Source organism: Miniimonas arenae, assembly GCF_006351005.1.
GTDB classification, from domain to species: Bacteria; Actinomycetota; Actinomycetes; order Actinomycetales; family Beutenbergiaceae; genus Miniimonas; species Miniimonas arenae.
Map to the genome: position 1 here is coordinate 1 of NZ_VENP01000044.1, position 25,752 is coordinate 25,752.

At 71.5% G+C, this 25,752-nt stretch carries 20 protein-coding genes and 1 pseudogene; 9 read left to right on the plus strand and 12 right to left on the minus strand.

What is annotated here, in order from left to right:
• Nucleotides 1-688 (minus strand): annotated as a pseudogene (locus tag FH969_RS11110) (DUF222 domain-containing protein); the annotation flags it as partial.
• A 474-nt stretch (nucleotides 689-1,162) separates the two neighbouring features.
• Here FH969_RS11110 and FH969_RS11115 point away from each other — a divergent pair.
• From FH969_RS11115 to FH969_RS11125, 3 genes are all read left to right on the plus strand, one after another.
• Entirely contained in the window at nucleotides 1,163-1,690 is a 528-nt protein-coding gene (locus FH969_RS11115) for a P-loop nucleotide/nucleoside kinase family protein (RefSeq protein ID WP_139987280.1), read from the plus strand.
• A gap of 110 nt (nucleotides 1,691-1,800) precedes the next feature.
• The gene (locus tag FH969_RS11120) at nucleotides 1,801-2,823 is read left to right on the plus strand and encodes an NAD(P)H-dependent flavin oxidoreductase (RefSeq protein WP_281285371.1); all 1,023 of its coding nucleotides are present in this window, start codon (nucleotides 1,801-1,803) and stop codon (nucleotides 2,821-2,823) included.
• 78 nt (nucleotides 2,824-2,901) lie between these two features.
• Nucleotides 2,902-6,192: a DEAD/DEAH box helicase gene (locus tag FH969_RS11125; protein WP_246071881.1), complete on the plus strand. Its 3,291-nt coding sequence runs from the start codon at nucleotides 2,902-2,904 to the stop codon at nucleotides 6,190-6,192.
• Nucleotides 6,193-6,264: 72 nt separating this feature from the next.
• Here FH969_RS11125 and FH969_RS11130 read toward each other — a convergent pair whose 3' ends face one another.
• From FH969_RS11130 to FH969_RS11145, 4 genes are all read right to left on the minus strand, one after another.
• Entirely contained in the window at nucleotides 6,265-7,734 is a 1,470-nt protein-coding gene (locus tag FH969_RS11130) for a protein adenylyltransferase SelO (RefSeq protein ID WP_139987281.1), read from the minus strand.
• Between the two features lie 106 nt (nucleotides 7,735-7,840).
• Complete coding sequence (locus tag FH969_RS11135) at nucleotides 7,841-8,125, minus strand: hypothetical protein (RefSeq protein ID WP_139987282.1); 285 nt, start codon at nucleotides 8,123-8,125, stop codon at nucleotides 7,841-7,843.
• A gap of 89 nt (nucleotides 8,126-8,214) precedes the next feature.
• Nucleotides 8,215-8,859, minus strand: a complete 645-nt coding sequence (locus FH969_RS11140; protein ID WP_139987283.1) for a hypothetical protein — start codon at nucleotides 8,857-8,859, stop codon at nucleotides 8,215-8,217.
• A 515-nt stretch (nucleotides 8,860-9,374) separates the two neighbouring features.
• Entirely contained in the window at nucleotides 9,375-12,059 is a 2,685-nt protein-coding gene (locus FH969_RS11145) for a replicative DNA helicase (RefSeq protein WP_139987284.1), read from the minus strand.
• 408 nt (nucleotides 12,060-12,467) lie between these two features.
• On the opposite strand from FH969_RS11145, the gene FH969_RS11150 reads away from it, so the two are divergent.
• The 4 genes from FH969_RS11150 (at nucleotide 12,468) to FH969_RS11165 (ending at nucleotide 17,980) form a co-directional block, all read left to right on the plus strand.
• Nucleotides 12,468-13,811, plus strand: a complete 1,344-nt coding sequence (locus FH969_RS11150) for an MATE family efflux transporter (protein ID WP_108718706.1) — start codon at nucleotides 12,468-12,470, stop codon at nucleotides 13,809-13,811.
• A gap of 145 nt (nucleotides 13,812-13,956) precedes the next feature.
• Nucleotides 13,957-14,862: an ABC transporter ATP-binding protein gene (locus tag FH969_RS11155; protein WP_139987285.1), complete on the plus strand. Its 906-nt coding sequence runs from the start codon at nucleotides 13,957-13,959 to the stop codon at nucleotides 14,860-14,862.
• On the plus strand, nucleotides 14,862-17,378 hold the full coding sequence (locus FH969_RS11160; protein ID WP_139987286.1) for an FtsX-like permease family protein: 2,517 nt from the start codon (nucleotides 14,862-14,864) through the stop codon (nucleotides 17,376-17,378). The genes FH969_RS11155 and FH969_RS11160 overlap by 1 nt, the downstream gene beginning before the upstream one ends.
• Before the next feature lie 14 nt (nucleotides 17,379-17,392).
• Nucleotides 17,393-17,980, plus strand: a complete 588-nt coding sequence (locus FH969_RS11165; RefSeq protein ID WP_108718703.1) for a hypothetical protein — start codon at nucleotides 17,393-17,395, stop codon at nucleotides 17,978-17,980.
• Nucleotides 17,981-18,130: 150 nt separating this feature from the next.
• Here the strand turns inward: FH969_RS11165 and rplI are convergent, their stop codons facing one another.
• The 5 genes from rplI to FH969_RS11190 form a co-directional block, all read right to left on the minus strand.
• Nucleotides 18,131-18,583 carry a 50S ribosomal protein L9 gene (gene rplI, locus FH969_RS11170; protein WP_139987287.1) on the minus strand — a complete coding sequence of 151 codons (453 nt, stop codon included), beginning with the start codon at nucleotides 18,581-18,583 and terminating at the stop codon, nucleotides 18,131-18,133.
• Between the two features lie 20 nt (nucleotides 18,584-18,603).
• Nucleotides 18,604-18,843: a 30S ribosomal protein S18 gene (rpsR, locus tag FH969_RS11175; protein ID WP_108718701.1), complete on the minus strand. Its 240-nt coding sequence runs from the start codon at nucleotides 18,841-18,843 to the stop codon at nucleotides 18,604-18,606.
• A gap of 86 nt (nucleotides 18,844-18,929) precedes the next feature.
• Entirely contained in the window at nucleotides 18,930-19,478 is a 549-nt protein-coding gene (locus FH969_RS11180) for a single-stranded DNA-binding protein (protein WP_108718700.1), read from the minus strand.
• Between the two features lie 68 nt (nucleotides 19,479-19,546).
• The gene (rpsF, locus tag FH969_RS11185; protein WP_108718699.1) at nucleotides 19,547-19,837 is read right to left on the minus strand and encodes a 30S ribosomal protein S6; all 291 of its coding nucleotides are present in this window, start codon (nucleotides 19,835-19,837) and stop codon (nucleotides 19,547-19,549) included.
• Between the two features lie 130 nt (nucleotides 19,838-19,967).
• A complete protein-coding gene (locus FH969_RS11190; protein WP_246071883.1) occupies nucleotides 19,968-22,295 on the minus strand; it encodes a transglycosylase domain-containing protein in 2,328 nt (775 codons plus the stop codon).
• A gap of 295 nt (nucleotides 22,296-22,590) precedes the next feature.
• Between FH969_RS11190 and FH969_RS11195 the strand changes: the two genes are divergently transcribed.
• Both FH969_RS11195 and FH969_RS11200 read left to right on the plus strand, forming a co-directional pair.
• Entirely contained in the window at nucleotides 22,591-23,220 is a 630-nt protein-coding gene (locus FH969_RS11195) for a PadR family transcriptional regulator (RefSeq protein ID WP_139987289.1), read from the plus strand.
• A gap of 12 nt (nucleotides 23,221-23,232) precedes the next feature.
• A complete protein-coding gene (locus FH969_RS11200; RefSeq protein WP_108718696.1) occupies nucleotides 23,233-24,327 on the plus strand; it encodes an inositol-3-phosphate synthase in 1,095 nt (364 codons plus the stop codon).
• Between the two features lie 231 nt (nucleotides 24,328-24,558).
• On the opposite strand, the gene FH969_RS11205 is transcribed toward FH969_RS11200, so the two are convergent.
• Nucleotides 24,559-25,467, minus strand: coding sequence for a carbohydrate ABC transporter permease (locus FH969_RS11205; protein ID WP_139987290.1), 909 nt, complete (start codon nucleotides 25,465-25,467; stop codon nucleotides 24,559-24,561).
• Nucleotides 25,464-25,752 (minus strand): carbohydrate ABC transporter permease (locus FH969_RS11210; RefSeq protein ID WP_139987291.1); only part of this gene is annotated, 289 nt, incomplete at its 5' end. The genes FH969_RS11205 and FH969_RS11210, both read right to left, overlap by 4 nt.

Genomic DNA, 25,752 nt, shown 5'->3' on the forward strand with positions numbered 1-25,752 from the left:
GCAGGGCGGTGAGGTAGGTCATCAGGTCCGGGGCTGGGCGCAGGGTCACGGTGCGTTCGGTCTCGGCGCGGCGGGCGCGGCGGACCAGGGCGGCGGCGTCCAGGCGTTGGGCGAAGGTGCGGGCGCGGGCGACCAGGCGCCGGTCCCCGACGCCGCGCAGGCTGGTGTGGTCGCCGCTGATCTGTTCGTCCAGGAGGGCGCGGTCGGTGCGGGTGAGGCAGGCGCTCTCCCGGATCAGGAGCATGGCGCGCCACTCGTTGAGGCTGCCGTGGGCGAGCGCGGTGAGGGTGTGGGGCATCTCGGTGAGCAGGGCCTCGGCGGCGCCGAGGAGCTTGCCGCCGTGGTGGGGTGACTCGCCTCTGGCGAGGGCGACCTGGGCTGCGACGCCGCGCCCGCAGTGCTTCGCGGGGACGCCGGCGGCGCGCTGGTGGGCGCGTTGGGAGGAGGCCAGCTGCGCGGCCAGGCGGGCCTGCGCGGCGCACGCGGCCGCTTTCAGCGCCTCGAGCTCGGTCAGCATGCTCACCCGCCACGCATCCACCTCCACCGGATCTGCCGCCGGTACGAGGGCCGGGACGGGCTGGGTCGCGGACCCCTCGTTCGGGGGCGACGTTGTGGTCGGCTCGTTCGGGTGCGCCGCAGTCGCGGTGCTCGCGCCGATCGCGTCGAGGGTGAACGCGCGCAGCCTCACCGTCAGCGTCTGCACGTCGCCCTCGAGGCGGGCCCGTCGAGCATCCACCGCACCCGCGACGGCTCCAGCCGCGGCTGAGGTTGCCGCGGGAGTGGCGGACGCCGCCACCTGGCCGTGAGCAGCGGTTTCACCGCCTCGCGACATCCCGGAATCGAACATGCGTCTAGCGTCTCACCCACCACCGACATCGAGACTTCCAGGCGCTCCTGGGCGGCCGCATCCCGTCCGGCGTGGCCGGGCGTCGGCCGGGCGATCGGCCGCACGTGGGGCCGCCGATCGCCCGCACGAAAGCCGGGCGTCGGCCGCACGCAAGCCGGGCGTCGGCCGCAAGCAAGCGGGGCAACGGTCCTGCGGCACCCGCACGTCGCCGCGGCGAGCGGACGGAGGTTCCCTAGCTCGCCGTCGGGCCTCGCGGCGAACGTCCTGACCGTGTCCGCGCCCCCGCTTCGCGACCCCGCCCTCTACCATCGCGAGGTGGCTGAGCTGATCCTCGTCGTGGGGCACGTCGGCGCGGGCAAGACCACCCGCGCGATCGAGCTCGCGAGTGCCATCGGCGCGGTCCGGCTCACCCCTGACGAGTGGATGATGGCGCTCTTCGGCGAGTCCGACCCCGACGGCAAGCGCGACGTCCTCGAGGGGCGCCTCGTCTGGACCGCCGCCCAGATCCTCCGGTCCGGCACGTCGGTCATCCTCGACTTCGGCCTGTGGGGCCGCGACGAGCGCGCTGCGCTGGCGTGGCTGGCCGGCACCGTGGGGGCGACAGCGCGCACCGAGTACCTGAGCGTCGACCGGACCACGCAGTCGGCGCGCGTCGCTGCTCGCTGGCAGGAGAGCCCGCACTCGACCTGGGCCGTCACGGACGCGCAGCTCGAGGAGTGGCGCCACCTGCTCCAGGAACCCGACGCGCGCGAGCTCGCGGGCACCTACCGCGCAGAACCTCCCGACCCGGGCGGCTGGGCGCCGTGGATCGCGCGGCGTTGGCCGACGGCGCTCGGCACCTGACGCGCTCGCGTGACGCCCGCCCACCGCCCGCACGACGGCGCACGACGGCGCACGTCAACGCGCGCGTCACACTGTGGCCAGGTCCCTGGAGAAGCAGCGAAAGGACTCCCGTGTCCGACTCGATCCTCCGATTCCGGCTGCCGATCGTCGCCGCCCCGATGGCCGGCGGCCCGTCCACCGTGGCGCTCGGCCGCGCCGTCGCCTCCGCGGGCGCGTTCCCCTTTCTCGCGGGCGGCTACAAGACCCCGGGGGCGCTGGCTGACGAGATCGCCGAGCTCCGCGCCACCGCCCCCGAGTTCGGCGTCAACCTCTTCGTCCCCTCGCACAACGCCATCGACGAGCAGACCTTCGCCGCGTACGCCGCGGAGCTGGCCGACGAGGCCGCGGTCTACGGACTGACGCTCGACCCCGTACCGATCAGCGACGACGACGCGTGGGACGCGAAGCTCGCGCTGCTGATCGCACAGCCCGTCCCCGTCGTCTCGTTCACGTTCGGCCTCCCGGAGCCCGCCGTGATCGCCTCGCTGCAGGCCGTCGGCACCCGAGTGCTCGCGTCGGTGACCACGCCCGAGGAGGCAGCGCGAGCGCGCGATGCCGGAGTCGACGCCCTGGTCGTGCAGGGCTCCGGCGCCGGCGGGCACAGCGCGACGTTCAATCCCGCACGACCGATCGACCACGTGTCCGCAGCCGACCTCGTCAGGGCGGTGCTCGCCGTCGTCGACCTGCCCGTGGTCGCCGCAGGGGGCGTCGACGGGCCCGACGGCGTGCGTCGCCTCCTCGAGGCGGGTGCGGCAAGCGTCGCGGTCGGGACGATGCTGCTGCGCACCGACGAGGCCGGGACCTCACCCACGCACCGCGCGGCGCTGAGCGACCCGAAGTTCACCGAGACGGTCGTGACGAGCGCGTTCACGGGTCGGCCCGCCCGCGCGCTGCGCAACGGGTTCGTCGACCGCCACCAGGGCACGGACGTGCTCGCCTACCCGGCCGTCCACCACCTCACGCGGGAGCTGCGCCAGGCCGCCGGCCGGGCGGGCGACGCCGAGCGCCTCCACCTGTGGGCGGGCACCGGGTGGCGCACCGCGCCGACGGGCCCGGCGGCCGCCGTGATCGACTGGCTCGCCGGCGGGGTCTAGGTGGCGCGGCGAGCTGCCCGACGGCGGTCGGCGGCGCGACCGATTACGAGGCTTGAGGTGGTTTGATAGGGTTTGTGGGTGCCCGACGCAGACGTGAGCGCTCCCTCGATCCTGGCGTTCTGGCGCATGCTCGAACTCCTGAATCCCCAGCCTCTCCCGGCGCTCACTCCCAAGGCGACCTCGCGTGACAGCCGGGTCGTGGTCGAGCTGTCACCGCGAGGCCCTGTGCCCTGGGAAACACTCCGCTCTCCTACCCCGCTGAGGGGAAAGCGTCGGCTGTGGCGTCACACGGTCTACCTCGGGCTCTACTCCGTGCAGGACACCTACGAGTTCCTGCACCGCGCGTTCTACGACGAGCGCGACAGCTACGACGAGCGACCGGCCGGGCGGTCTGCGTGTGCTGCGCTCCTCCTGGACGAGCGCGGTCGCGTGATTCCCGAAGCGACCGTCCTCTCGTCGGCGGCGTGGGCCGTGGGACGTCTGCGAGATCCGGGTCCCTCTGACCCGAGCTGGTCGATCGGGTTCACGGACTCGCAGTGCCGTTTCGTCGACGAGGTGCAGCAGCTGGAGACCACTCGCCAGAAGCGGGCTGGTCAGGAGCACCCGCTATCCCTGGACCGGCCTGCTCTGTCGGCCCTCCTCGAGACCGCCCACCGAGCGGCGGGCGTCTCCGGCATCAGCTCACTGGCAACAGCGCACGTGCTCGTCGCGTCGACGGTGATCACGGAGGACGCGGCGGCGAACCCGGGGATCGACTTCCTCAACAGCTTCCATCTCAGTGACCTCGAGGCCGTGCACGCGGACGTCGTCGCGCATGGCCCGCGGGGGCCACTGGCCGCGTACCTCACCCCGGACTCGGTGATCCGGGCATCGCAGCGAGTCGACGTCGTCGCCTCGCCGGAGGTCGTCGACCACGGGCTCCGTGTCGAGCGGCTCCCGAAGGGGAGGTGGCCGACCGATCCCAGGCATCACCTGGCACGAAGCCAGCAGTTCGCCGTCAACGAGGCCCTGGGCACGCTCGGGCCACAGGGAGGGCTTCTTGGCGTGAACGGCCCGCCGGGGACAGGCAAGACGACGATGCTGCGAGACGTCCTGGCCGGCAACGTGGTCGAGCGCGCCTGCGTCCTCGCTCGGCTCGAGAACCCTCACCAGGCGTTCCGGGCCGAACGTCACCAGTGGAACCAGGAGGGCCGTCCTCGGAGCGTCCGGCAGCTCATTCCTGAGCTCACCGGCTTCGAGATGGTGGTGGCGTCGTCCAACAACGCTGCTGTCGAGAACGTCTCGACGACGCTTCCGAGGAGAGGCGAGCTCGGTGAGCGTTGGCGAACCGACGCAGACTACTTCGGTGGCCTCGCCAGCCTCGCCCAGACGGTCGTCGGCAGCTCCGAGGACGAAGGGGCCAACGACACCCTCGCCGGCAAAGACGACCTGCTCGAGGCACCCGCCGCTCTGTCGTCCGCCTGGGGACTCGTCGCTGCTCGGCTCGGTCGGAGCGCGCACCGCGCCTCGTTCCGGTCGATCTTCTGGTTCGGGAGAGGCGATGGGGCGGACTCGGGCGAGGACGTCCAGAGCATGCAGCAGTGGCTGCAGGACAGGGTTGCTGAGCATGTTCCGCGGTCGTACTGGGCCGACGCGCGCACCCGCTTCACCTCGAGCCTGGAGACGGTAGAGGCCATGGTGGCGGCCCGAGCGGCTGCGGAGGCAAGACCCGCCGAGCTGAGGAGCGCGACTCGGAGCTACCGAGAGCTCTCGGACTGGATCGAGCACTCTGGCGCTTGGCTCACGCGGCTGCAGGCGGACGTGGCGGCCGCCCGGGCGAACGTCGACGGGGCGAATCACGACGTCGACCTGCTCACGCGACGCCGTTTGGACCACGTCGCCGTCCGCCCCGGATTCTGGGAGTCGCTGACGTCGTTCGGGCGTTCGCCTCGAGAGTGGCGCTTGGTGCTCACGGCACACGACGAGGCGATCGCGAGCGCCGTTGACCGCGCCTCTGCTGCCGCCGCTCGCGAGGAGGCGGCTGACCGCGAGCTGTCCAGGTCTACGCATGAGGTAGAAGAGGCCAGGCAGCGACTGACTCGAGCTGGCGAACTAGTCGCCGAACTCGAGGTTAGCTGTGCACAGGACCGCGAGCGGTACGGGGACGCCTACCCGGACATCACGGCGTCTCCCGAGCAGCGCGAGCTACGAGCGTCGTGGCTGGACGAGGAGCTCGACACGGCGCGCAGCGACCTCTTCGTCGCGGCGATGAACCTCCACCGGGACTTCTTCGCATCCGTGGCCAAGGACATGCTCACCGGTCTACGCGCAGCGACGGAGGTGGTCGCGGGCAAGGCTCCGCCCGCACTGGAGCCGGAGAAGGTCCGCGCTGCCTGGCAGCTGTTCTTCCTCGTTGTTCCCCTGGTGTCCACGACCTTCTCCTCACTGGGCCGGATGTTCGACCGCATGGGCCGCGACTCGATTGGCTGGCTCATCGTCGACGAGGCCGGCCAGGCCTACCCGCAGCACGCCGTCGGCGGGATCTGGCGGGCTAGGCGTGTCCTCGCCGTCGGAGACCCGCTGCAGCTCGAGCCGGTCGCCACTGCCCCACGCAAGCTCGTCGGCGACATTGCGGCCACGTGGGGGGTCTCGTCGGACTGGATCCCACCGCTCGCCTCGGTGCAGACGCTCGCCGCCCGCGTGACACGGCACGGAACCACCCTGCCTCAGGGCGAGAACGACGTGTGGGTGGGAAGCCCGCTCCGGGTGCACCGGCGCTGCGACGACCCGATGTTCACCCTGTCGAACACGATGGCCTACGACGGCCTCATGATTCACGCCACGCCCAAACGTGGCAGAGCGGCTGCACCCGGTGGAGAGGCCGACCCCTTCGACGATGCGTTCGGGCCGGTCGTGGCACCGAGCTATTGGGCGGACGTCCCTGCCGTGACGAGTGGATCGCATCTCCAGCCCACGGAGATCGAACGGGTTCGGAGGGCGCTGGACTGGCTCGATGGTTGCGGTGTCCCTTCGTCCGAGGTGATCGCGATCTCCCCCTTCCGTGCTGTCGCCGACGCTCTTGAGCGGCTCTCGCACGAGACGCGCTACTCGCGACTCACAGCAGGAACGGTCCACACGGCGCAGGGCAAGGAGGCCCCCGTCGTACTGCTCGTGCTCGGCGGCGACCCGGGGCGCCCCGGCGCTCGCGCCTGGGCGACCTCGCGGGTCAACCTGTTCAACGTGGCGGTGAGTCGTGCGCAACGTCGGCTCTACGTCATCGGTGATCACGCCTTGTGGAAGAGGTTTCCCTATGCCGAACTTATAGCCCGGACGCTTCCCGTTCGACGTCTCGGCACGTTGGCAGGGGAGGAAGAAGAGCCGGCGCCGTGAGGACGTGCGTCGACTCGCAGGCGAGATGGTCCGCGTCAAAACGGACGAGTCTCCACGCCCGACCGACGCCTCTCAGGTCCCGCAGTAGGTGATGTACGGCCCGGAGCCCTGCGGAGCCGGTGCCGCGTAGCGCTCGAGACCCGGTCGCTCGTCGTAGGGCGCGGAGACGACGTCGAGCAGTCGCCTCAGCGGGTCGAGGTCGCCGTCGCCGTCGGTTGCGGCCGCGAGCGCCTCCTCGACGAGGTGATTGCGAGGGATGTACACGGGGTTGACGCCATCCATCGCCTCGGCGTCCGGCGTCAGCTCCAGCCACCGCCCCACCCACCGGTCGAACCCGTCGGGGTCCGCGACCATGCCGCGCGCCGGTTCGGCGTCGCCCCGTGCCGCGGCAACCAGCGCGCGGAAGAACGACGTGTGATCAGCCCGGCTCGCACGCATCAGGGCCAGCAGCTCGTCGGCGAGCGGCGTCAGCGCTGCGTCGTCGACGTCGCCGCTCACGCCCAGCTTGGCGCGCATCCCGGACGACCAGGCGGCCTCGTACCGCGGGCGGAACCCGTCGAGGGCCGCGACGGCGAGCTCGACTGCCCGCTCGCGGTCGTCATCGAGAAGCGGGAGGAGCGCCTCCGCGAGCCGGGTGAGGTTCCACTGCGCGACGACGGGCTGGTTGCCGTAGGCGTAGCGCCCGCCGGCGTCGATGGAGCTGTACACGGTTGCCGGGTCGAACGCCTCCATGAACGCGCACGGCCCGTAGTCGATGGTCTCGCCGGAAACGGTCATGTTGTCGGTGTTCATCACGCCGTGCACGAAGCCGACGAGCATCCACTTCGCGACGAGCGACGCCTGGACGTCGATGACCGCGCGCAGCAGCGCCAGAGGCGGGTTCGGATCCGCGGCGGCCTCGGGATGGTGCCGTCCGATTGCGTGGTCGGCGAGGCGGCGCAGCAGGTCGAGGTCACCGGTCGCCCGCGCGTACTGGAAGGTGCCCACCCGCAGGTGGCTGCTCGCGACCCGGGAGAGCACGGCTCCGGGCAGCCAGGTCTCGCGACGCACCTGCCGACCCGTCGCGACGACGGCGAGCGACCGGGTGGTCGGCACGCCCAGGGCGTGCATCGCGCGGCTCACGACGAGCTCGCGCAGCATCGGCCCGACGGCGGCGAGACCGTCGCCGCCGCGAGCGAACGGCGTGCGACCCGAGCCCTTGAGGTGGAGGTCCCACTCGCTGTCGTCGGGGCCGATCAGCTCCCCGAGCAGCAGTGCTCGACCGTCACCGAGACGCGGGACGAAGCCGCCGAACTGATGTCCGGCGTAGGCCTGCGCGACGGGGGTGGCGCCGTCGGGCACGGCGTTGCCCACGAGGAACCGCACGCCGGCGGGGCTGCGCAACCACTCCGGGTCGAGGCCGAGCTCGGTCGCGAGGGCGTCGGCGAGGTGCAGGAGCCGAGGTGTGGGCGCGTCCTCAGCCCGCCACGGGACGCCCAGCTCGGGAAGCTCCCGAGCAAACCTGCCGTGGAGGACGACCGGTACCGGCGGTGCGGGGCTCACCTTCTCGAGGGTACGTCGGCGCGGGATCGGCGCAAGCAACTCGTAGCGCTTCGGTCCTGGAGCGCGTCTTGTTCGCCCCCCGGGGGGCGAACGCGAACGACTGCGGCTACCTCACTTCGGCGGCCCACAAGGGGAACGCGCCCGCCGGCGCAGGCGGGTCGACGCCGCGCAGGCGAACGATGCAGGCCTGCTCATCAGCACCGGTGGCCGCCCACAGGCTGTGCGTGCGACCTGCCGCGTTGCTCGAAATCCATGACAGCGCGTCGTCGAGGTCGGTAGCGGTTAGCTCCCACTCCTCGCAGGTCGTCGCGTTCGCCCAGAACAGGACGCGGTAGGTCGGCGCGACGTCCTCGGACCTGGCGTCGCGGGGATCGATCAGTCGCGCGCGCATGCAGAACACCATAGCGTCGGACCGAGGTGCTCCTGTCGACGGACGAACCATCACCCGAGAGCCAGCCGCCGGAGTGATAAAGAGTGCGGCTAGAAGTCCTGCCTCAACATCGCACCCAAACTTGCCCGAGCCTCGGCGACCCGCTCCTCGTCTGCCCCAGCAACAACCGCTCCGTCACAGACCAAGTCCCAGTGGACATGATCAGGGAGATTCAGTAGCTTCCGACGGCTATCAGCATTATCTCGAGCAACGTCGAAACCATAGCATATTGCGTCGATATTGAATCGCACCTGTTCGTCCAACAGCGCGACCAACGGCACAACCGGTTCATGCCGGCTAGCCCGTTCCGAGCCCACCAGCACCTGGAACTTGACTCGTAGGTTCGATGCCGCCCACAAAATCGGGAGTTCTTGATAGTACGTGAAGTACACCGCCGTGTTAAGGCGCCCAAAGTCGCTGTACTCCAGGGGTATGTCGCCCTCATCGAATCCCGCTGGAAACGGGATCCTCGCACCCCCTTCGTCCAACTTGTAAGTCACTGTCGGATGAGACCTGTTCTCACTTCTGAACACACTACACCTGAGAGATGATCGGTGTTTGTCATCATTGTCGTAGATGCTCAAGAGGTTGACCACAGAGGTTTCGGACCACTCCCGCGACGGTTCCCTACCGTCGACCGGTCGGTCCGCGAAGGGCTGAAGGCGACGTACACGCTCGACGATGTATTCGGGCAACTGCTCCAGGCGACGACTCCACCGGTTCCACTCGCTCGCAGAAACTACGTTTGGGTACTCGAGTCTGGCAATAGCACCTTCGCTAGCTCCCGCATCTCTCGCAGCTCCATCACAAGGTGGTTCAGGGCGGACCTCAGATTGTGCACGTAATCGCCGATCAGTACCGCGAGTCGGCCAAGTGACAAGGTGGGCGAGAACTTCAGGCGAACCTCGAAAGCATGACGCTCAAGCACCAGTCGGCCCTCACAGCTCATTCCCGCGTTGGTCGACCATTCCGCTATCAGTGATTCAATTTCCCTCCGAAGAGTCTGGGCCCTACGGTATTTGGCTTCAACGGACGCAGGGCTGCCGCGCCCAGCGCGAACAACGGGATCCTCGCGAAAGAAGCCCGCCCCGAAATTGGGAAGAGGCATCGAGACCTCCCACTCCTGCTCTCAGCTCGCTGTGGACCGGCTCAACTTGGTCAACTACCGGTCCCACGAGTCAACTCGGCTGCATGTCGACATGGACAGGGCCTACCAGGCCCCGCCGCCCCCACCCGTGTCCTGCGCCATGTCGACGAATCGCGCGTAGTGGCCCTGGAACGCGACGACGATCGTGTCGGTCGGACCGTTGCGGTGCTTCGCCACGATGAAGTCGGCCTCGCCCTTGCGGGGCGTCTCGCGGTCGTAGGCCTCGTCGCGGTGCAGCAGGATCACCATGTCCGCGTCCTGCTCGATCGAGTTGTGGACCGCGATCCCGTTGGCGACGAAGTTGTGGCCACCGACCACGGTGGCGTCGAAGACCTGCGCCTCCCCCATCGGCTCGATCGCCACCACCTCGTCCCAGAGGACGTCGTTCACCGCGTACATCTCGAGCTCGGAGTCCTGAAGCAGAGCCGCCACACGACCGAGTCGCTCACGTGACGGGCTGCGCTTCCACGCCGCGGAACCCGCGAACTGCGTGCCCATCGCGCTGGCGAACTGACGGTGCGTGATGCCCTGCTCGGCCAGCACCAGACGCACACGGTCCCAGACCTGAGCCGGCACCGTGTCCACATTCGGGTTGCTCGTCGTCGAACGCACGATCTCGAGCAGACGGGCGCCCGCGTCCCCGCGAGCACCGTGCACTCCGATCTCCTGCAGGAACCGACGCTGGCTGTCGGATCCCGACACGTCCAGCGTGTAGCCGTCCCGGTAGCCCTGCTTGCGCACCGTACGCACCCGAGTGGAGATCCCGAACCTCAGAAGCAGCCGCGAGAGGTCGTCCACCAGGCGTCGCGACGTCGACGAGTAGTAGACGCGCCCACCTCGACCGTCCTTGCGCACCGTGACGGAACCGTCGGTCGCCCAGATGTGCCGAACGAAGAGGGCGATCTGGTCCTTCGGAAGGGAGAAGATCGCCGTCGGCACGAACTTCTCGTGCGAACGCGCGCCGAACAGGCCCAAGTCGTCCAGCCACGCCGCGATCGGGTTGCGCCGCCCGTGCGTCAGGTGGAACGGCGCAGGAAGCCGCAGCGTGGAGACGCGGGCGGCCGCATAGTCGTCGCGAACCGGCTTGACGCCCCAGCGAGTAGCGGCGTCTCCGACGGCCGCCAGGTTCGCCTCGTCGATCGATGCGTAGCGCAACGGCTGTCGCTTCACGAAGGATCCGTCACCCAACAGGTGCGCCAGCATCACGACCTCGCGGTCGTCCCATGCCGGCACCTCGCCGACGCCCGCGCACCGCTCCGGCCCGGGGACGTGCCGTGGCACGCCGACCCGGGAGCCCACGGCGAGGTCGCCGAGCGCCGTCCAGCCCTCGTAGGTGAGGAACGGGTGGTTCGCCGTCGCCGTGATCTCCTTGCCGGACGCCAGCCGCAGTCGGAAGGTCTCCTTCACGCCCGTGGGGAACACGTGCGTGAGGTGGCGGCGCACGTACTGCAGCCGGTCGTTGAGCGTCCACACCGGGATGTCGCGGGCGTTGAGTGCGAACAGCTCGCCCACCGTGGTCTCCGCGCCGGTGTCGGCGCGCAGCACCCGGGTGTCCGCCGTCAGGCAGCCCGATTCACGCAGGTCGCTCACCTGCGGCCGCTTGTCCTGGCGCTGCTCGGCACCACGGTTCAGCTGGGACACCGCGATGACCGGCACCTCCAGCTCCTTGGCGAGCAGCTTGATCGCGCGGGAGAACTCCGAGACCTCCTGCTGGCGCGACTCCACCCGCTTGCCCGAGCTCATGAGCTGCAGGTAGTCGATCACGACGATCTTGAGGTCGTGGCGCTGCTTGAGCCGGCGGCACTTGGCCCGGATCTCCATGAGGGACATGTTGGGCGAGTCGTCGATGAACAGCGGCGCGTCCGAGATCGCACTCACCGTGCCGGCCAGCTTCTGCCAGTCCCGGTCGTCCATCGGCCCCTGCCGCAGCCGCTGCAGCGGCACCTGCGCCTCGGCGGCCAGCATCCTCATGACGATCTCGTTCGCGCTCATCTCGAGGGAGAACACCGCCGCCGTCATGCCGTGGTGCACCGCCGCTGACCGCACGATGTCCAACGCCATCGTCGACTTGCCCATCGCGGGCCGGGCCGCGACCACGATCATCTGCCCCGGGTGCAAACCGTTCGTGAGTCGGTCCAGATCGGTGAACCCGGTCGGCACCCCGACCATCTGGCCGTCGCGGCTGGTGGCGTGCTCGATCTCCTCGACGGTGCCGGTGATGATCTCCCGCAGCGCCTTGTAGTCCTCGCTCGTGCGCCGCTCCGTCACGGCGTAGATCTCCGACTGCGCCGAGTTCACCAGCTCCTCGACGTCGCCGCCGTCGGCCGCGTACCCGAGCTGCACGATGCGCGTGCCGGCCTCGACGAGCTTGCGCAGCACCGCTCGCTCACGCACGATCCCCGCGTAGTAGCCGGCGTTCGCGGCCGTCGGGACGGAGGAGATGAGCGTGTGCAGGTACCCGTGCCCGCCCACCCGGCCGAGCTCGCCGCGCTTGGTCAGCTCGTCGGCGACCGTGATGACGTCCGTCGGCTGACCGCGCCCGTAGAGGTCGACGATCGCGTCGTAGACCATCTCGTGCGCCGGCCGGTAGAAGTCCGCCGCGCGGATCTCCTCCACGACGTCGGCGATCGCGTCCTTGCTCAGCATCATCCCGCCGAGCACGCTCTGCTCCGCCGCCGCGTCCTGCGGCGGGGTCCGCTCCCCGAGTGCACTGAAGGCCCGAAGATCCGCCTCGTCCGTCGCCGTCACGCTCCACCTCTCCGCCCCGTCGCTGTTCTCCGACGAGTGCACACCCGGCCACCGACATCGCCCGGACGAACGCGTCGGCTCCGGGCCAGCGGCACACGCTACGACCTCCCCGACCCCCCCGGACGCCCTGGGACGAACCCGCCCCGGCTTGACATCCACGCGTGTTCCGGCGGGGTGTGGACCGCATGTGGAAAGCCTGGGGACAGGGTGGGGACGACGACGTAACCGCAGTGTGGACGACACTCCGCCCCGATCCCCAGGACTGTGGACAACGTGTGGAAACCACGCGGGAAACGGCGGGATCTCAACGATTCCCGCTGTGGGTTCACCCCACGCCGACGCGACGGCGAAATCCACCGACCCGACACGCCGCGCCGCGCCGTCGGACCCGTCTGGCAGGCTTGGCCGGTGAGGGAACCCCGAGGAACGCCGCTGGACCGCAGCATCCTCGCCCTCGCGATCCCCGCCTTCGGCGCCCTCGTCGCCGAGCCGGTGTTCGTCCTCGTCGACTCCGCGCTCGTGGGCCACCTGGGGACGGCCGAGCTCGCCGGCCTCACCCTCGCCTCCACCCTGCTGGTCACCGCCGTCGGCCTCTTCGTCTTCCTCGCCTACACCACCACCGCGAGCGTCGGCCGCCTCCTCGGGGCGGGCGAGGAGACCCGCGCCCTGCGGGCCGGGATCGACGGGCTGTGGCTCGCGCTCGCCGTCGGGCTCGTCGTCGCGGCCCTCGGCCTCGCCACGGCGCCGTGGGCGATCGGCGCGATGGGCGGCACGGGCGACGTCGCCACCCAGGCCGTGACCTACCTGCGCTGGTCGCTGCCGGGCCTGCCCGGCATGCTCGTCGTCCTCGCCGCGACCGGCGTGCTGCGCGGCATGCTCGACACCCGCACCCCGCTCGTCGTCGCCGCCGCCGGCGCCGTCGCCAACGGCGCGCTCAACGCCCTCTTCATCTACGGCTTCGGCTGGGGCATCGCCGGCTCCGGCGCCGGCACCGCCCTCGTGCAGCTCGCCATGGGCGCAGTCCTCGCCTGGCGCGTCCTGCGCGGTGCCCGACGGCGAGGGGTCGCCCTCTCCCCCACCCTCACCGGCCTGGGGCGCGGGATGCGCGACGGCGGGCCCCTGTTCGTCCGCACCCTCACCCTGCGCGTCGCGATCCTCCTCACGGTGACGACCGCCGCCACGCTCGGCGAGGTGCCGCTCGCCGCGCACCAGGTCGTCAACGCGCTCTGGGGGTTCGCGGCGTTCGCGCTCGACGCGCTCGCGATCGCAGCCCAGGCGCTCGTCGGGCACGCGCTCGGCGCGCGCCGGCCCGAGGACGCGCGCGCCGTGCTGCGCCGCACCCTGCAGTGGGGAGCCGGCGGCGGTGCCGTGCTCGGCGTCGTGCTCGCGCTGCTCGCCGTGCCGCTCACGGCGCTGTTCACGTCCGACCCGCTCGTGCGCGGCGCCGCTGCGGCGGGGTTGTGGGTGGTCGCGGCCGCGCTGCCGCTCGCGGGCGTGGTGTGGGTGCTCGACGGCGTGCTCATCGGCGCCGGCGACGGCCGCTTCCTGGCGTGGGCCGGGGCGGCTTCGCTCGTCGTCTACCTGCCGTTCCTGTGGATCGTGCGCACCGCGGCGCCGCGCGGGGCGGGCGAGGCGCCGTGGTCCGTGGTGTGGCTGTGGCTCGCGTTCGGCGTCGTGTTCATGCTCGCGCGCGGCGGGGCGACGTGGTGGCGCTCGCGCGGCGACGCGTGGCTGGTGCTGGGCGCGCGCTGACTGCGGCGCTCAGACCGCGCGCGCCCGGCCCGGCACCGCGCGGCCGCCGGGACGAGACCCGTGTCGGACCACGGGATGACACCTCGCTGATCGGGGAACCACGGGGTGACGTCGTCGCGCGGGCCCGGCTCCTAGCGTCGGGGGCATGACCTCCACGAGCCCCCTGCCGGCCGACGCGCCCCAGCCCCTCTCGACGAGCCCACGAGCCGACTCCCACCCGAACCACGCGAACCACCCGAACCACTCGGCAACCCACGCCGACCCCGCCACCCCCGCCCCGGCCGTGCGCGCCGTCAGACTCACGAAGACCTACGGCACCGGCGGCGCCGCCGTGCACGCCCTGCGCGGCGTCGACGTCGCGTTCGAGCGCGGCGCGTTCACGGCGATCATGGGCGCCTCCGGCTCCGGCAAGTCCACGCTCCTGCACCTGCTCGCGGGCCTCGACTCCGCCACCGACGGCCACGTCCTCCTCGGCGACACCGACCTGTCCACCCTCGACGACCAGGCCCTCACGCTGCTGCGCCGCGAGCGCGTCGGGTTCGTCTTCCAGGCGTTCAACCTGCTGCCGATGTTCACGGCCGAGCAGAACATCACCCTCCCCCTCGAGCTCGCCGGCCGGGTCGGCCGCGGCGGCATCGACGCCGACACCCGCGCCTGGTTCGACCGCCTCGTCGACGTCCTCGGCCTGCGCGACCGCCTCGGCCACCACCCGAGCGAGCTCTCCGGCGGCCAGCAGCAGCGGGTCGCGATCGCCCGCGCCCTACTCACCCGGCCCGACGTGGTGTTCGCCGACGAGCCCACGGGCAACCTCGACTCCCGCTCGGGCGCGGAGGTGCTCGAGCTCCTGCGCACGAGCGTGCGCGAGCTCGGTCAGACCGTCGTCATGGTGACGCACGACGCCGCGGCCGCCGCCTACGCCGACCGGGTCGTGCTCGTCGCCGACGGCCGCATCGCGGGCGACCTCAATCGGCCCACCCCCGAGCAGGTCACCGCGGCGCTCGACGCGCTGCGCACCGCCAGCCTCGCCGGCTCGATCGTCGGGGCACGCTGATGTGGCGCCTGACCTGGGCGCAGATGCGCCGCACGGGCGGACGACTCGTCGCCGTCGGGATCGCGATCGCGCTCGGCACCGGCTTCATCACGGCCGCGTTCCTCGGCTCCTCCACGCTCGAGGCGACCGCACTGGCCACCGCGCGTGCCGGCGTCGGCGACCCCGATCTCGTCGTCCAGACCAGCATGACCGCGGACCAGGTCGACGAGCTGGCGACCCTCAGCGGCGTCGCGGCGGTCCAGCCCATCGGCTTCGTCGGCCGCGAGATCGGCACCGGGCAGGGCTCGGAGTACCTCCTGCTCGCCCCGCCCGCCACCGACGACCGCCTCGCGCCCGCGGCCCTCACCAGCGGCGAGACTCCGGACGCGCCGGGTGAGATCGCCGTCCCGGGCACGACGGCGCAGCGCCTCGGGGTGCAGGTCGGCGACACCGTGCAGGTCGTCTCGCAGATCTGGACGGCGGACTCGGACGAGCCCACGCGCGAGGTGAGCGACGCCGTCGTCGTCGGGATCACCGCGGACGGCTCGGGCCTCGGGTTCGGCCTCCCGCTGGGCCTGGCGGACCCGACCGACGTGGCCGCGTGGCAGGCGGCCGACGGCAGCACGTGGTCCGGGGCGACGCTCGTCCTGGCCGACGGTGCGGACGCGGCCGCGGTGCGCGACGCCGTCGCCGGCTCCGTCGACCCCGGCGCCACCCTGCAGACGGGCGAGGAGTACGCGCGGCAGGTCGCGTCCTCCTTCACCGACGGCGTCGACGTGTTCCGCTCGCTCGTGCTCGCGTTCGCGGGGGTCGCGATGGCCGTCGCGGGCATCGTCATCGCCAACACGTTCACCGTGCTCGTCGCGCAGCGCACGCGCACGCTCGCGCTGCTGCGCTGCGTCGGCGCGACCGCGTCGCAGGTCCGCGCGTCGGTGCGGCTCGAGGCGCTCGTGCTCGGCGTCGTCGCGTCGATCGCCGGCGTGATCGGCGGGATCGCGCTCGGCCAGGTCGTCCTCACGATCCTGGGACGGGCCAACGCCGGGGTGCCGCTGCCCGCCGTCGTGCCCGTGTCGGTCGCCGCGGTGGTGGTGCCGATCGTCGCCGGCGTCCTCGTCACGCTGCTCGCCGCGGGCGGCGCGGCGCGGCTCGCCACGCGGGTGGCGCCGCTCGCCGCGCTCCGCCCGGTCGACCTCGCCTCCGGTGCCCGACGGCGCAGCGTGCGTCCCGCGATCGGCTGGACCCTCGTGGGGCTCGGCGTGGCGGGCATGGCCGGCGCCCTCGTGGTGAGCGCGGGCGGGAGCTTCGACCTCGGCCTCGGCCTCGGGGTGCTGGGCGGGATCGTGTCCGTGGTGGGCCTGGTGGTCGCGGCGATCACCTACGTGCCCGGGCTCACCCGGGTGCTCGGCCGCACGGCGGCCGCCATCGCGCCGGCCCGCAGCCGGGTGCCGGCGCGGCTCGCGGCGATCAACGCGGCTCGCAACCCGGGCCGGACCACGTCCACGGCGACCGCCCTGCTCGTGGGCGTCGCACTGGTCGTCATGATGTCGACCGGCGCCGCGATGGCCCGGTCGGCGCTCGACACCGAGCTCTCGGAGCAGTTCGCGGTCGACGTCACCGTGAGCGGCACCGCGCTGAGCCAGGCGACGATCGACGCCGTGCGCGCCGTCGACGGCGTGGCCTCCTCCGTCGTCATGGACGGGGCCAGCGCCGAGGTGACCACGGACGACGGAACGTCCACCGTCACGGCGTACTCGGCGTCGGACATCGCGGCACTGGCCGACGTGGTGGCGACTCTCCCCGCCTGGGGGCGAGGGGTGTCGATGGCCGACGGGTGGGTGCTGGCGAAGGACGGGCCCCTCACGGTGAACGGGCTGACGACGTCCGGAAAGCTCGTCGAGGGACTGCCGAGCAGCACCGTGCTGCTCGACGCCGAGACGTTCGCCTACGCCTCGCTCACGCCGGACTCGCGGACCGTGTGGCTCGCCCTGACGCCGGGCGCCGATCCTCGCGCCGTGGCGAACGCCGTCACCGACGCGGTCTCGGACACCACCACGGGGACCGCCGGAGCGACGCCGGTGGTCGCCGGGGGCGCCGTCGAGCGCGCGGGGTACGGGCAGATCGTCGACACCATGCTGCTCGTGGTGGTGGGTCTGCTCGCCGTCGCCGTGATCATCGCGCTCATCGGGGTGGCGAACACGCTGTCGCTCTCGGTGGTCGAGCGGCGGCGCGAGAACGCGCTCCTGCGAGCCCTCGGGCTGACGCGCCGGCAGCTGCGGGCGACGCTCGCCGTCGAGGGCGTGCTGCTGGCCGGGGTCGGTGCGCTCGTGGGGATCGTGCTCGGCGTCGGGTACGGCTGGCTCGGCTCGATGCTGCTGCTCGGGCCGACCGTCGGGCTCGGCGTGGGCGACCTGGCGGTGCCGTGGTCGACCGTGCTCGTGATCGTGGCGGTCGCGGTGGTGGCCGGCGTGCTCGCGTCGGTGCTCCCGGCGCGCGGCGCGACGCGGACCTCGCCGGTGGCGGCGCTGGCGACCGAGTAGGCCAGGATGGGCCGGTGCCCGTCGAGATCCGCTACGACCGGTTCCTGGTGGCGGGCGCTCCTGCGGGAGCGCTCGTCCGCCACCTGGAGCCCGGCCGGCTGCGCACCGTGCTGGCGTACGCGAGCGCGGACGGCGCCGTCGTGCACCACACGAGCGAGATCGACCACCCCGGCGACGTGCGGCACTGGACCCGCTCGCGCTACACCGAGACGGAGAAAGGGCTCGACGTCGAGCACCGCCATCTCGGGTCCGCCGCGCCGAGCGTGCCCACGTACGCCGACGTGCTCGTGGTCGAGCGACTCGCGCGCCTGCGGGAGGACCGCCTCGACGTGCCCGTGCTGCACGAGCGCGACGGCGACGTGGAGGCGGGCGCGTTCGTTCGGCACGCGCGCGACCTGGCCGCTCCCCGCGGCCTGCAGGTCGACTCGCGGGTGGACGTGCTCACCGGCGTGGCGCTGCACGCCCGGCACTGGTGCCTCGGCCCCACCCTCCTCGCGTCGGACTGGATGGGGGCGTTCTCGTTCCGGGTGCGCACCCTCGACCTCGCGCTTCGCGGGGTGCCCGACGGCGTGGCAGCGCTCGTGCGCGACGCCGTGCGGTAGGCCGCGGCGCGGGTGAGACGGCGGCGGGGTGCGGCGGCGGAGCAGGCGAGGCGGCGGCGGGCGGCCCGCAGCGCAGCTGACGTGCCGAACGAGCGCAGGCCCGGTCCCCTCGGGGACCGGGCCTGCGTCGTGACGCGAGCGGGAGCGTGCTCAGGCGGGGACGACCTCGACGGTCACCCTGGCCGAGACGCCCTCGTGCAGGTGCACCACGACCTGGTGCGTGCCGAGCGTCTTGATGTGCTGCTTCGCCTCGATCTTGCGACGGTCGACCGAGGGCCCGCCCGACGCGAGGACCGCCTCGGCTATCTCCTTCGTCGTCACGGTGCCGAACAGGCGACCACCGGCGCCGGCGCGCGCCTTGACCGTGTAGCGCGAGCCCTCGAGGGCGTCGCGCACCGCAGCCGCAGCCTCGACGGAGTCGTGCGCGCGCTTGCTGCGCGCCGTGCGGATCGCCGCGATCTCCTTCTCGGCACCCTTGGACCAGCCGGTCGCCAGGCCACGCGGGACGAGGTAGTTGCGGGCGTACCCGTCCTTGACCTCGACCACGTCGCCGGGGGCGCCGAGGCCGGTGACCTCGTGCGTGAGGATGAGCTTCGTCGTCATGATGTCTGCCTCCTCGTGGCTCAGCGAGCGGAGCTCGAGTAGGGGAGCAGCGCCATCTCGCGGGCGTTCTTGACCGCCTTGGCGATCTTGCGCTGGTCCTGGACGGAGACACCGGTCACGCGGCGGGCGCGGATCTTGCCGCGGTCGGAGATGAACTTCCGCAGCAGAACGGTGTCCTTGTAGTCGATCGTGCCCTCGACCTTGGCGGCCTTGAGAGGGCTGACCTTCTTCTTGGGCTTGCGAAGAACGGGCTTCGCCATGGGGTACTCCTTGGGGTGTCGCTGTCTGTGATGTCGAGTGGTCCTGCGGGCGCCGGTCGTGCGTCAGGCACGCACCGGGCGGTCCGTCAGAACGGGGGCTCGTCCGGGTAGGAGCTGCCGCTCCCGCCGGTGGCCCAGGGGTCCTCGTTGCCGCCGCTCGAGCCGCCACCGGAGTAGCCGCCCGAACCGCCGGAGCCGCCGGAGCGCGAGGACCCGGAGTCGCCGTACCCGCCGCCGCCACCGGAGAAGCCGCCACCACCGCCACCGCCGCGCTGGGCACGGGCGACCTTCGCCGTCGCGTACCGCAGCGAGGGGCCGATCTCGTCGACCTGGAGCTCGACGACCGTGCGCTTCTCACCCTCGCGGGTCTCGTAGGAGCGCTGGACGAGCCGGCCGGAGGCGATGACGCGGGTGCCCTTGGTGAGGGACTCCGCGACGTTCTCAGCCGCCTCGCGCCAGATGGAGCACCGCATGAACAGGGTGTCGCCGTCGCGCCACTCGTTCGACTGGCGGTCGAACGTACGCGGCGTGGACGCCACCGTGAAGTTGGCCACGGCGGCCCCCGACGGCGTGAAACGCAGCTCGGGGTCGGCCGTGAGGTTGCCGATCACGGTGATGACGGTCTCGCCTGCCATGGATGCTCCTCGTCTCGTCTGGGTCGAGTGAAGTCGGTGCGAGTGGGTGAGGCTCGGTGGAGCGGGGGTCAGCGCTCGTCGGCGCGGAGGAGCTTGGTGCGCATCACGGCCTCGTTGAGGCCGAGCTGGCGGTCGAGCTCCTGGGCGAGGGCCGGCGTCGCCGTCATGTTGACGACGGCGTAGATGCCCTCGGAGCGCTTGTCGATCTCGTACGCCAGCCGGCGCTTGCCCCAGATGTCGACCTTGTCGACGGAGCCACCACCGGTGGTGATCACGGACAGGAACTTCTCGAGCGACGGAGCGACGGTGCGCTCGTCCACCTCGGGGTCGAGGATCAGCATCAGCTCGTAAGGACGCATGTGTCTACCCACCTCCTCTGGACTGTGCGGCCACGGACGTTCCGTGACAGGAGGGCAATGCGCGTGCGTCGTGCGCCCCGAGGACCGGAGGTCCGCCGGGCACACAACCGCACCAGTGTAGCCGACCGGGCTATCCGTTCCCGCCCGCGTCCTGCGTCGGCTCCGGCGTGGGCGCGGGAGTCGGCGTCGGCGAGGGGGTGGGGCTCGGCGTCGGCGAGGGCGCCGGGGTGGTGGGTGGCGGGGCGGCCGGTCCGGTGGAGACGACGATCGTGACGATCGTCGACTTCGACGCGCTGCCGGCGCCCGGCTCGGTGCGGATGACGGACCCCGCCGGCACGGTGTCGGACGCCTCGGACGAGGTGGCGACCGAGAACCCGGCCGCCGCGATCGCAGCGCGCGCGGCGTCCTCGCCCTGCCCGACCACGTCGGGGACGTCCCCGGTCTCCTCGGCGGTCGCCGTCGGGCTCGGGGTCGCGGTGGGCTCCTCGGTGGCGCCGCCGATGTAGGTGCGCGCCGGGAACTGCTCCACGGGCATGCCCTCGGTGACCTTCTGCATGTACGCGAGCCACATGTCGGCGGGGACGGAACCGCCGGCCACCGGGTTGGCGCCGCCGAACGGCGTGATCGTCTCCTCGGTGCCGTCGGCGCCGGTCTGGTACAGCGCGACGACGGTCGCGAGCTGCGGGATGTAGCCCGCGAACGAGGCCGACTTGTAGTCCTGCGAGGACCCCGTCTTGCCGGCGACCGGACGGCCCAGCTCGGCGATCTGGGGTGCCGTGCCGCCCCGCGCCGGGACGTGGGTCATCGCGAACGTCGCCTCGGCCATGACGTCGGGGCTGACCACCTGCTCGCCCTGGGTCGGACCGGTGTAGACGACGTTGCCGTCGGCGTCGAGCACCGTGTCCACCACGTGCGTGGTGTGCTTCATGCCCTGCGCCGCGTAGGTCGCGAACACCGACGCCATGTCGATCGCGTGCGGGGAGGCGTTGCCGAGCACGTTGGACAGCACCGGGACGAGCCCGACCGTGTCGGTCGGCAGGCCGACCTTCACGGCGGTGTCGACGAGGGCCTGCCCCGGCGCGCCACCGGCCGAGATCGCCTCGTTGAGCTGCGCGTAGTACGTGTTCACCGACCCCGCGGTCGCGGCGATCATGTCGATGTCGCCCTTGTTGCGCCCGTCGAAGTTGCCGACCTTCCAGCCGTCGATCTCGATGGAACCGGGAGAGTTGTAGGTCTGCTCCAGCGACATGCCCTGCTCGAGCGCCGTGATCATGGCGAACGGCTTGAACGTCGAGCCGCCCTGGTAGACCGCCTGCGTCGCGCGGTTCAGGCTCTCGGTGAGGTAGTCGGTGCCGCCGTACAGCGCCTTCACGCCACCGGTGGCCGGGTCCACCGACACGAGGGTCGCCTTGAGGTTGTCGGCGTGGTCGCTCGGCAGGTCGTTCTGGATCGTGTCGACGGCGGCCGCCTGCATCGTGGCGTCGAACGTCGTGATGATCGAGAACCCGCCGCGGTTGAGCTCGTCCTGCGTGTAGGGCGCGTCGTCGCCGGAGGTGAGCTCGGAGATCGTCATGGCCAGCAGGTACCCGTTGGTCCCCCCGAACCGGTCCGACTGCACGGGCTCGATCGTCGTGGGGAACGTCTGCGCGTCACGGTCGGCCTGCGTGATCATGCCCTCCTGGACCATGTAGTCCAGCGTGCGGGCCCAGCGCACCTGCGCCTGGTCCGGGTTGATCGCGGGGTCCCATGCGCTCGGCGCCGGGATGATCCCGGCGAGCATCGCGGACTCCGACAGCGTCAGCTCGCTCGCGCTCTTGCCGAAGTACGCCTGAGCCGCGGCCTCGATGCCGTAGGCGCCGCGGCCGTAGTAGATGGTGTTGAGGTAGGAGTCGAGGATCTGGTCCTTGGACAGCGACTGCTCGACCTTGACGGCGAGGATCGCCTCCTTGAACTTGCCCAGGTACCCCGTGGTCCGGCCCAGGTAGTAGTTCTCGACGTACTGCTGGGTGAGGGTCGAGCCACCCTGGCGCTGACCGCCCGTGAGGTTGTTCCACAGGGCGCGCGCGATGCCGACCGGGTCGATGCCGGAGTTGGAGTAGAACCGGCGGTCCTCCGAGGCCACGACGGCGCCCGCCACGTAGTCCGGCAGCGCGGTGGTGTCGATGATCGTGCGGTCGACCTCCTGGAGCGTGCCCAGCGGCGTGGTCCCGTCGGCGAAGTACACGGTGCTGCTCTGCGCGAGCGCGAGCTCCTCGGGCTCGGGCACGTCGGTGCGCACGTACGCGGCGGCGACGACCCCGACGACGACAGCCACACCGGTCACGACGAGGCCGAGCAGGAAGCGCCAGCTGGGCAGCCAGCGACGCACCGGACCCTTGCCCCGGCGGGGGTAGTTCCAGAACCGGCGCTTGGCCTTGGCCTTGCCCTTGGCCGGCTTGCTCTTTCGTGACGTGGCCACGCGTGCTGCTCCGATCGGGTGGGTGCGGGGGACGGCGGGACGCACCGTCGCGACCGCCCTCCAGTATGGCGAGCCGGTGCCGGGGCGCGGGGGCAGCGCTGGGCAGGCGCGGCGGGAGGTTCGTGTGCGGGTTGTGGAGGCACACGCGTCGCAGTGGCTCACGTCGATGTATCCATGCGATACATTCCTTGCTGACATACACCCACGCTTGTCAGGTCGGGAGCACCCGGCCCCGCGAGCACTGCCGGACCGACGCACCGCCCGCACCACGACCGGCACCACGAGAGGAGGCCTCATGCGCGACCGCACCGAGGTCCTCGAGCTCGCCGTGCTCGGCCGCCTCGCGGACGGCCCGCTGCACGGCTACGAGCTGCGCAAGCGGCTCGTGACCGACCTCGGCGTCTTCCGCACCCTCTCGTTCGGCTCGCTCTACCCGCGCCTGCGCTCGCTCGCGGACCGCGGCCTCGTCACGGCCTCGGGCACCGCCGAGCTGCCGCACCCCCTCGCGGGTCGGCGCTCCCGGGTGGTGTACGAGCTCACCCCCGAGGGCAAGGAGCACCTCGCGGCGGCGCTCGCCGTCGCCGAGCCGACGGCGTGGGAGGACGACGCGTTCGACGTGCGGTTCTCCCTGTTCGCGGCCACCGAGCCGAGCACCCGGCTGCACATCCTCGAGGGCCGGCGCACCCGCGTCCTCGAACGTCGCGAGGCCTACCGCCTCGCCTCCGCGCGCGGCCGTGAGCGCCGCGACGCCTACACGCTCGAGCTCCAGCGCCACGGCCTGGAGCTCCTGGACCGCGAGCTCGGCTGGCTCGACGGTCTCATCGCCTCCGAGCGAGCCGGCTCCGAGCGAACCGGCTCCGAGCGAGCCACCCCGAACCCCAGCACGCCCCCCGCTGCTGCGCCGTCGTCCGACGGCACCACCTGAGAAGGAGAACCCATGAGTTCCATCCGCGTCGCGATCGCGGGCGTCGGCAACTGCGCGAGCTCGCTCGTCCAGGGTGTCGAGTTCTACAAGGACGCCGACCCGACGGGCACCGTGCCCGGCCTCATGCACGTGCAGTTCGGCGAGTACCACGTGAGCGACCTCGAGTTCGTGCTCGCGTTCGACGTCGACGCCAAGAAGGTCGGCCAGGACCTGTCCGCCGCGATCACGGCGTCGGAGAACAACACGATCAAGATCACCGACGTGCCGCCCACCGGCGTGACCGTGAAGCGCGGCCCGACCCTGGACGGCCTCGGCAAGTACTACCGCGAGACCATCGAGGAGTCCGCCGAGGAGCCGGTCGACGTCGTCGCCGCCCTCAAGGAGGCGCGCGTCGACGTGCTGGTGTGCTACCTGCCCGTCGGGTCCGAGGAGGCCGTCAAGGCGTACGCGCAGGCCGCGATCGACGCGAAGGTCGCGTTCGTCAACGCGCTGCCCGTCTTCATCGCCGGCACCAAGGAGTGGGCCGACAAGTTCGAGGCCGCGGGCGTGCCGATCGTCGGCGACGACATCAAGTCGCAGGTCGGCGCCACGATCACGCACCGCGTGCTCGCCCGCCTGTTCGAGGAGCGCGGCGTGGTCCTGGACCGCACCTACCAGCTCAACGTCGGCGGCAACATGGACTTCAAGAACATGCTCGAGCGCGACCGCCTGGAGTCCAAGAAGATCTCCAAGACGCAGGCCGTCACCTCCAACATCTCCACCGGCCCGCTGGCCGGCAAGAAGGCCGACCGCAACGTCCACATCGGCCCGTCGGACTACGTCGCGTGGCTGGACGACCGCAAGTGGGCCTACGTGCGCCTCGAGGGTCGCGCGTTCGGCGAGGTGCCCCTGAACCTGGAGTACAAGCTCGAGGTCTGGGACTCCCCCAACTCCGCCGGCATCATCATCGACGCCGTGCGCGCCGCCAAGATCGCCAAGGACCGCGGCGTCGGCGGCCCGATCCTCTCGGCGTCCTCCTACTTCATGAAGTCCCCGCCGGAGCAGTACGACGACGAGACCGCGCGCGCCAAGGTCGAGGCCTTCATCGCCGGTGACGTCGAGCGCTGATCGGCAGCACGACCCCGTCGGACCACCTTCCGACCGGGTGCGGTGCTGATCCGCAGCACCCACACGCACACCCACGACGGCGAGGGGCCGGGTTCCGTACGGAACCCGGCCCCTCGCCGTCGGGCGGACGGGCACCTGGCTTCCCGAACCCAGCGGTTCGTGCCGCGTCCGGCCGCCAGACCGCGACAGATCGCTGGCACCCCCCGCCGGACCGGCACCAGTCAGCGCCGTTCAGCCCTTCTCCGCGCCGGCGCTCGCGTTCATGATCCGGCGCTGGAAGACGAAGAACAGCACGGCCACCGGGATCGTCATGATGACGGCCGCACCGAGCTTGAGCGGGTACTGCGTGCCCTGGCTCAGCGCCCCGGAGGACAGCTGCGCGACGCCCTTGGTCAGGGTGTAGAGGCCGGGAGACTGGGACGCCACGATGAAGTGGGACAGCTCGTTCCACGAACCCTGGAACGACAGGATCACGATCGTGATCAGCGCCGGCGTCGCCATCGGCAGCACCACCGACCAGAACACCCGGAACGTCCCCGCGCCGTCGAGCCGGGCGGCCTCCTCCACCGAGGCGGGGATCGACTCGAAGAAGTTCTTCATGATGAAGATTCCGGCGGCGTCGGCCAGCAGCGGGATGATGAGGCCGGCGAAGGAGTTGTAGATCCCCAGGGTGTTGATGACGAGGAACTTGGGGATCAGCAGCACCACCGACGGCACGGCCATCACGGCGACGAGCCCCGCGAACACCACCCCGCGGCCCCGGAACGGCAGGCGCGCGAGCGCGTAGCCGGCGAGGGAGTTGAAGAAGACCCGCCCGAGCGTCACGGTGACCGTGACGATCACCGAGTTGCGGAACCACAGCGGGAAGTCGGAGTTGAGGAAGAGCCGCGAGTACGCCGCCGTGGTGAAGGTCTCGGGGACGAGTGCGAGGGGGTCGGCGGCCGCCTCGGCGTCGGGCTTGAACGACGTGGCGACCGAGATGAGGAACGGGTACACGTAGACGATTGCCAGCGCCACGAGCAGGGCGTACGTGAGGACGGCCCCGACGACCAGGCCGGACGGACGACGGCGTCGCTCGCGTCCGTCGGCGGGCGACGGTCGCGTACGCCGCGCGTCGGCGCTCGTCGCGGCGGCGGTCATCGTCGCCACCCCCAGCGGCGCCGGAGCGGGACGTCGCGCTCGGCGAGCGCGACGCGCTGGAGGATCGTCAGCACCACGATGATCGCGAACAGGATGAACGCGATCGCGGCGCCCTGACCCCAGTTCTGCCCCACGAACGAGGTCTGGTAGGACAGGTAGGCGGGGGTCAGCGTCGTCTTCGCGGGGCCGCCCTGCGTGCCGGTGTAGATCTGGTCGAACACCTGCCACGTGCCGATCAGGCCGAGCGTGATGACGGTGAAGAGCGTGGGCCGCAGCATCGGGATC

What these genes read in the sequence shown, in the direction of transcription:
- FH969_RS11135 (WP_139987282.1), bottom strand. Translation starts at nt 8,125, where the DNA reads ATGCGCGCGCGACTGATCGATCCCCGCGACGCCAGGTCCGAGGACGTC.
- FH969_RS11155 (WP_139987285.1), top strand. Translation starts at nt 13,957, where the DNA reads ATGACCTCCACGAGCCCCCTGCCGGCCGACGCGCCCCAGCCCCTCTCG.
- FH969_RS11160 (WP_139987286.1), top strand. Translation starts at nt 14,862, where the DNA reads ATGTGGCGCCTGACCTGGGCGCAGATGCGCCGCACGGGCGGACGACTC.
- rplI (WP_139987287.1), bottom strand. Translation starts at nt 18,583, where the DNA reads ATGACGACGAAGCTCATCCTCACGCACGAGGTCACCGGCCTCGGCGCC.
- rpsR (WP_108718701.1), bottom strand. Translation starts at nt 18,843, where the DNA reads ATGGCGAAGCCCGTTCTTCGCAAGCCCAAGAAGAAGGTCAGCCCTCTC.
- FH969_RS11180 (WP_108718700.1), bottom strand. Translation starts at nt 19,478, where the DNA reads ATGGCAGGCGAGACCGTCATCACCGTGATCGGCAACCTCACGGCCGAC.
- rpsF (WP_108718699.1), bottom strand. Translation starts at nt 19,837, where the DNA reads ATGCGTCCTTACGAGCTGATGCTGATCCTCGACCCCGAGGTGGACGAG.
- FH969_RS11195 (WP_139987289.1), top strand. Translation starts at nt 22,591, where the DNA reads ATGCGCGACCGCACCGAGGTCCTCGAGCTCGCCGTGCTCGGCCGCCTC.
- FH969_RS11200 (WP_108718696.1), top strand. Translation starts at nt 23,233, where the DNA reads ATGAGTTCCATCCGCGTCGCGATCGCGGGCGTCGGCAACTGCGCGAGC.
- FH969_RS11205 (WP_139987290.1), bottom strand. Translation starts at nt 25,467, where the DNA reads ATGACCGCCGCCGCGACGAGCGCCGACGCGCGGCGTACGCGACCGTCG.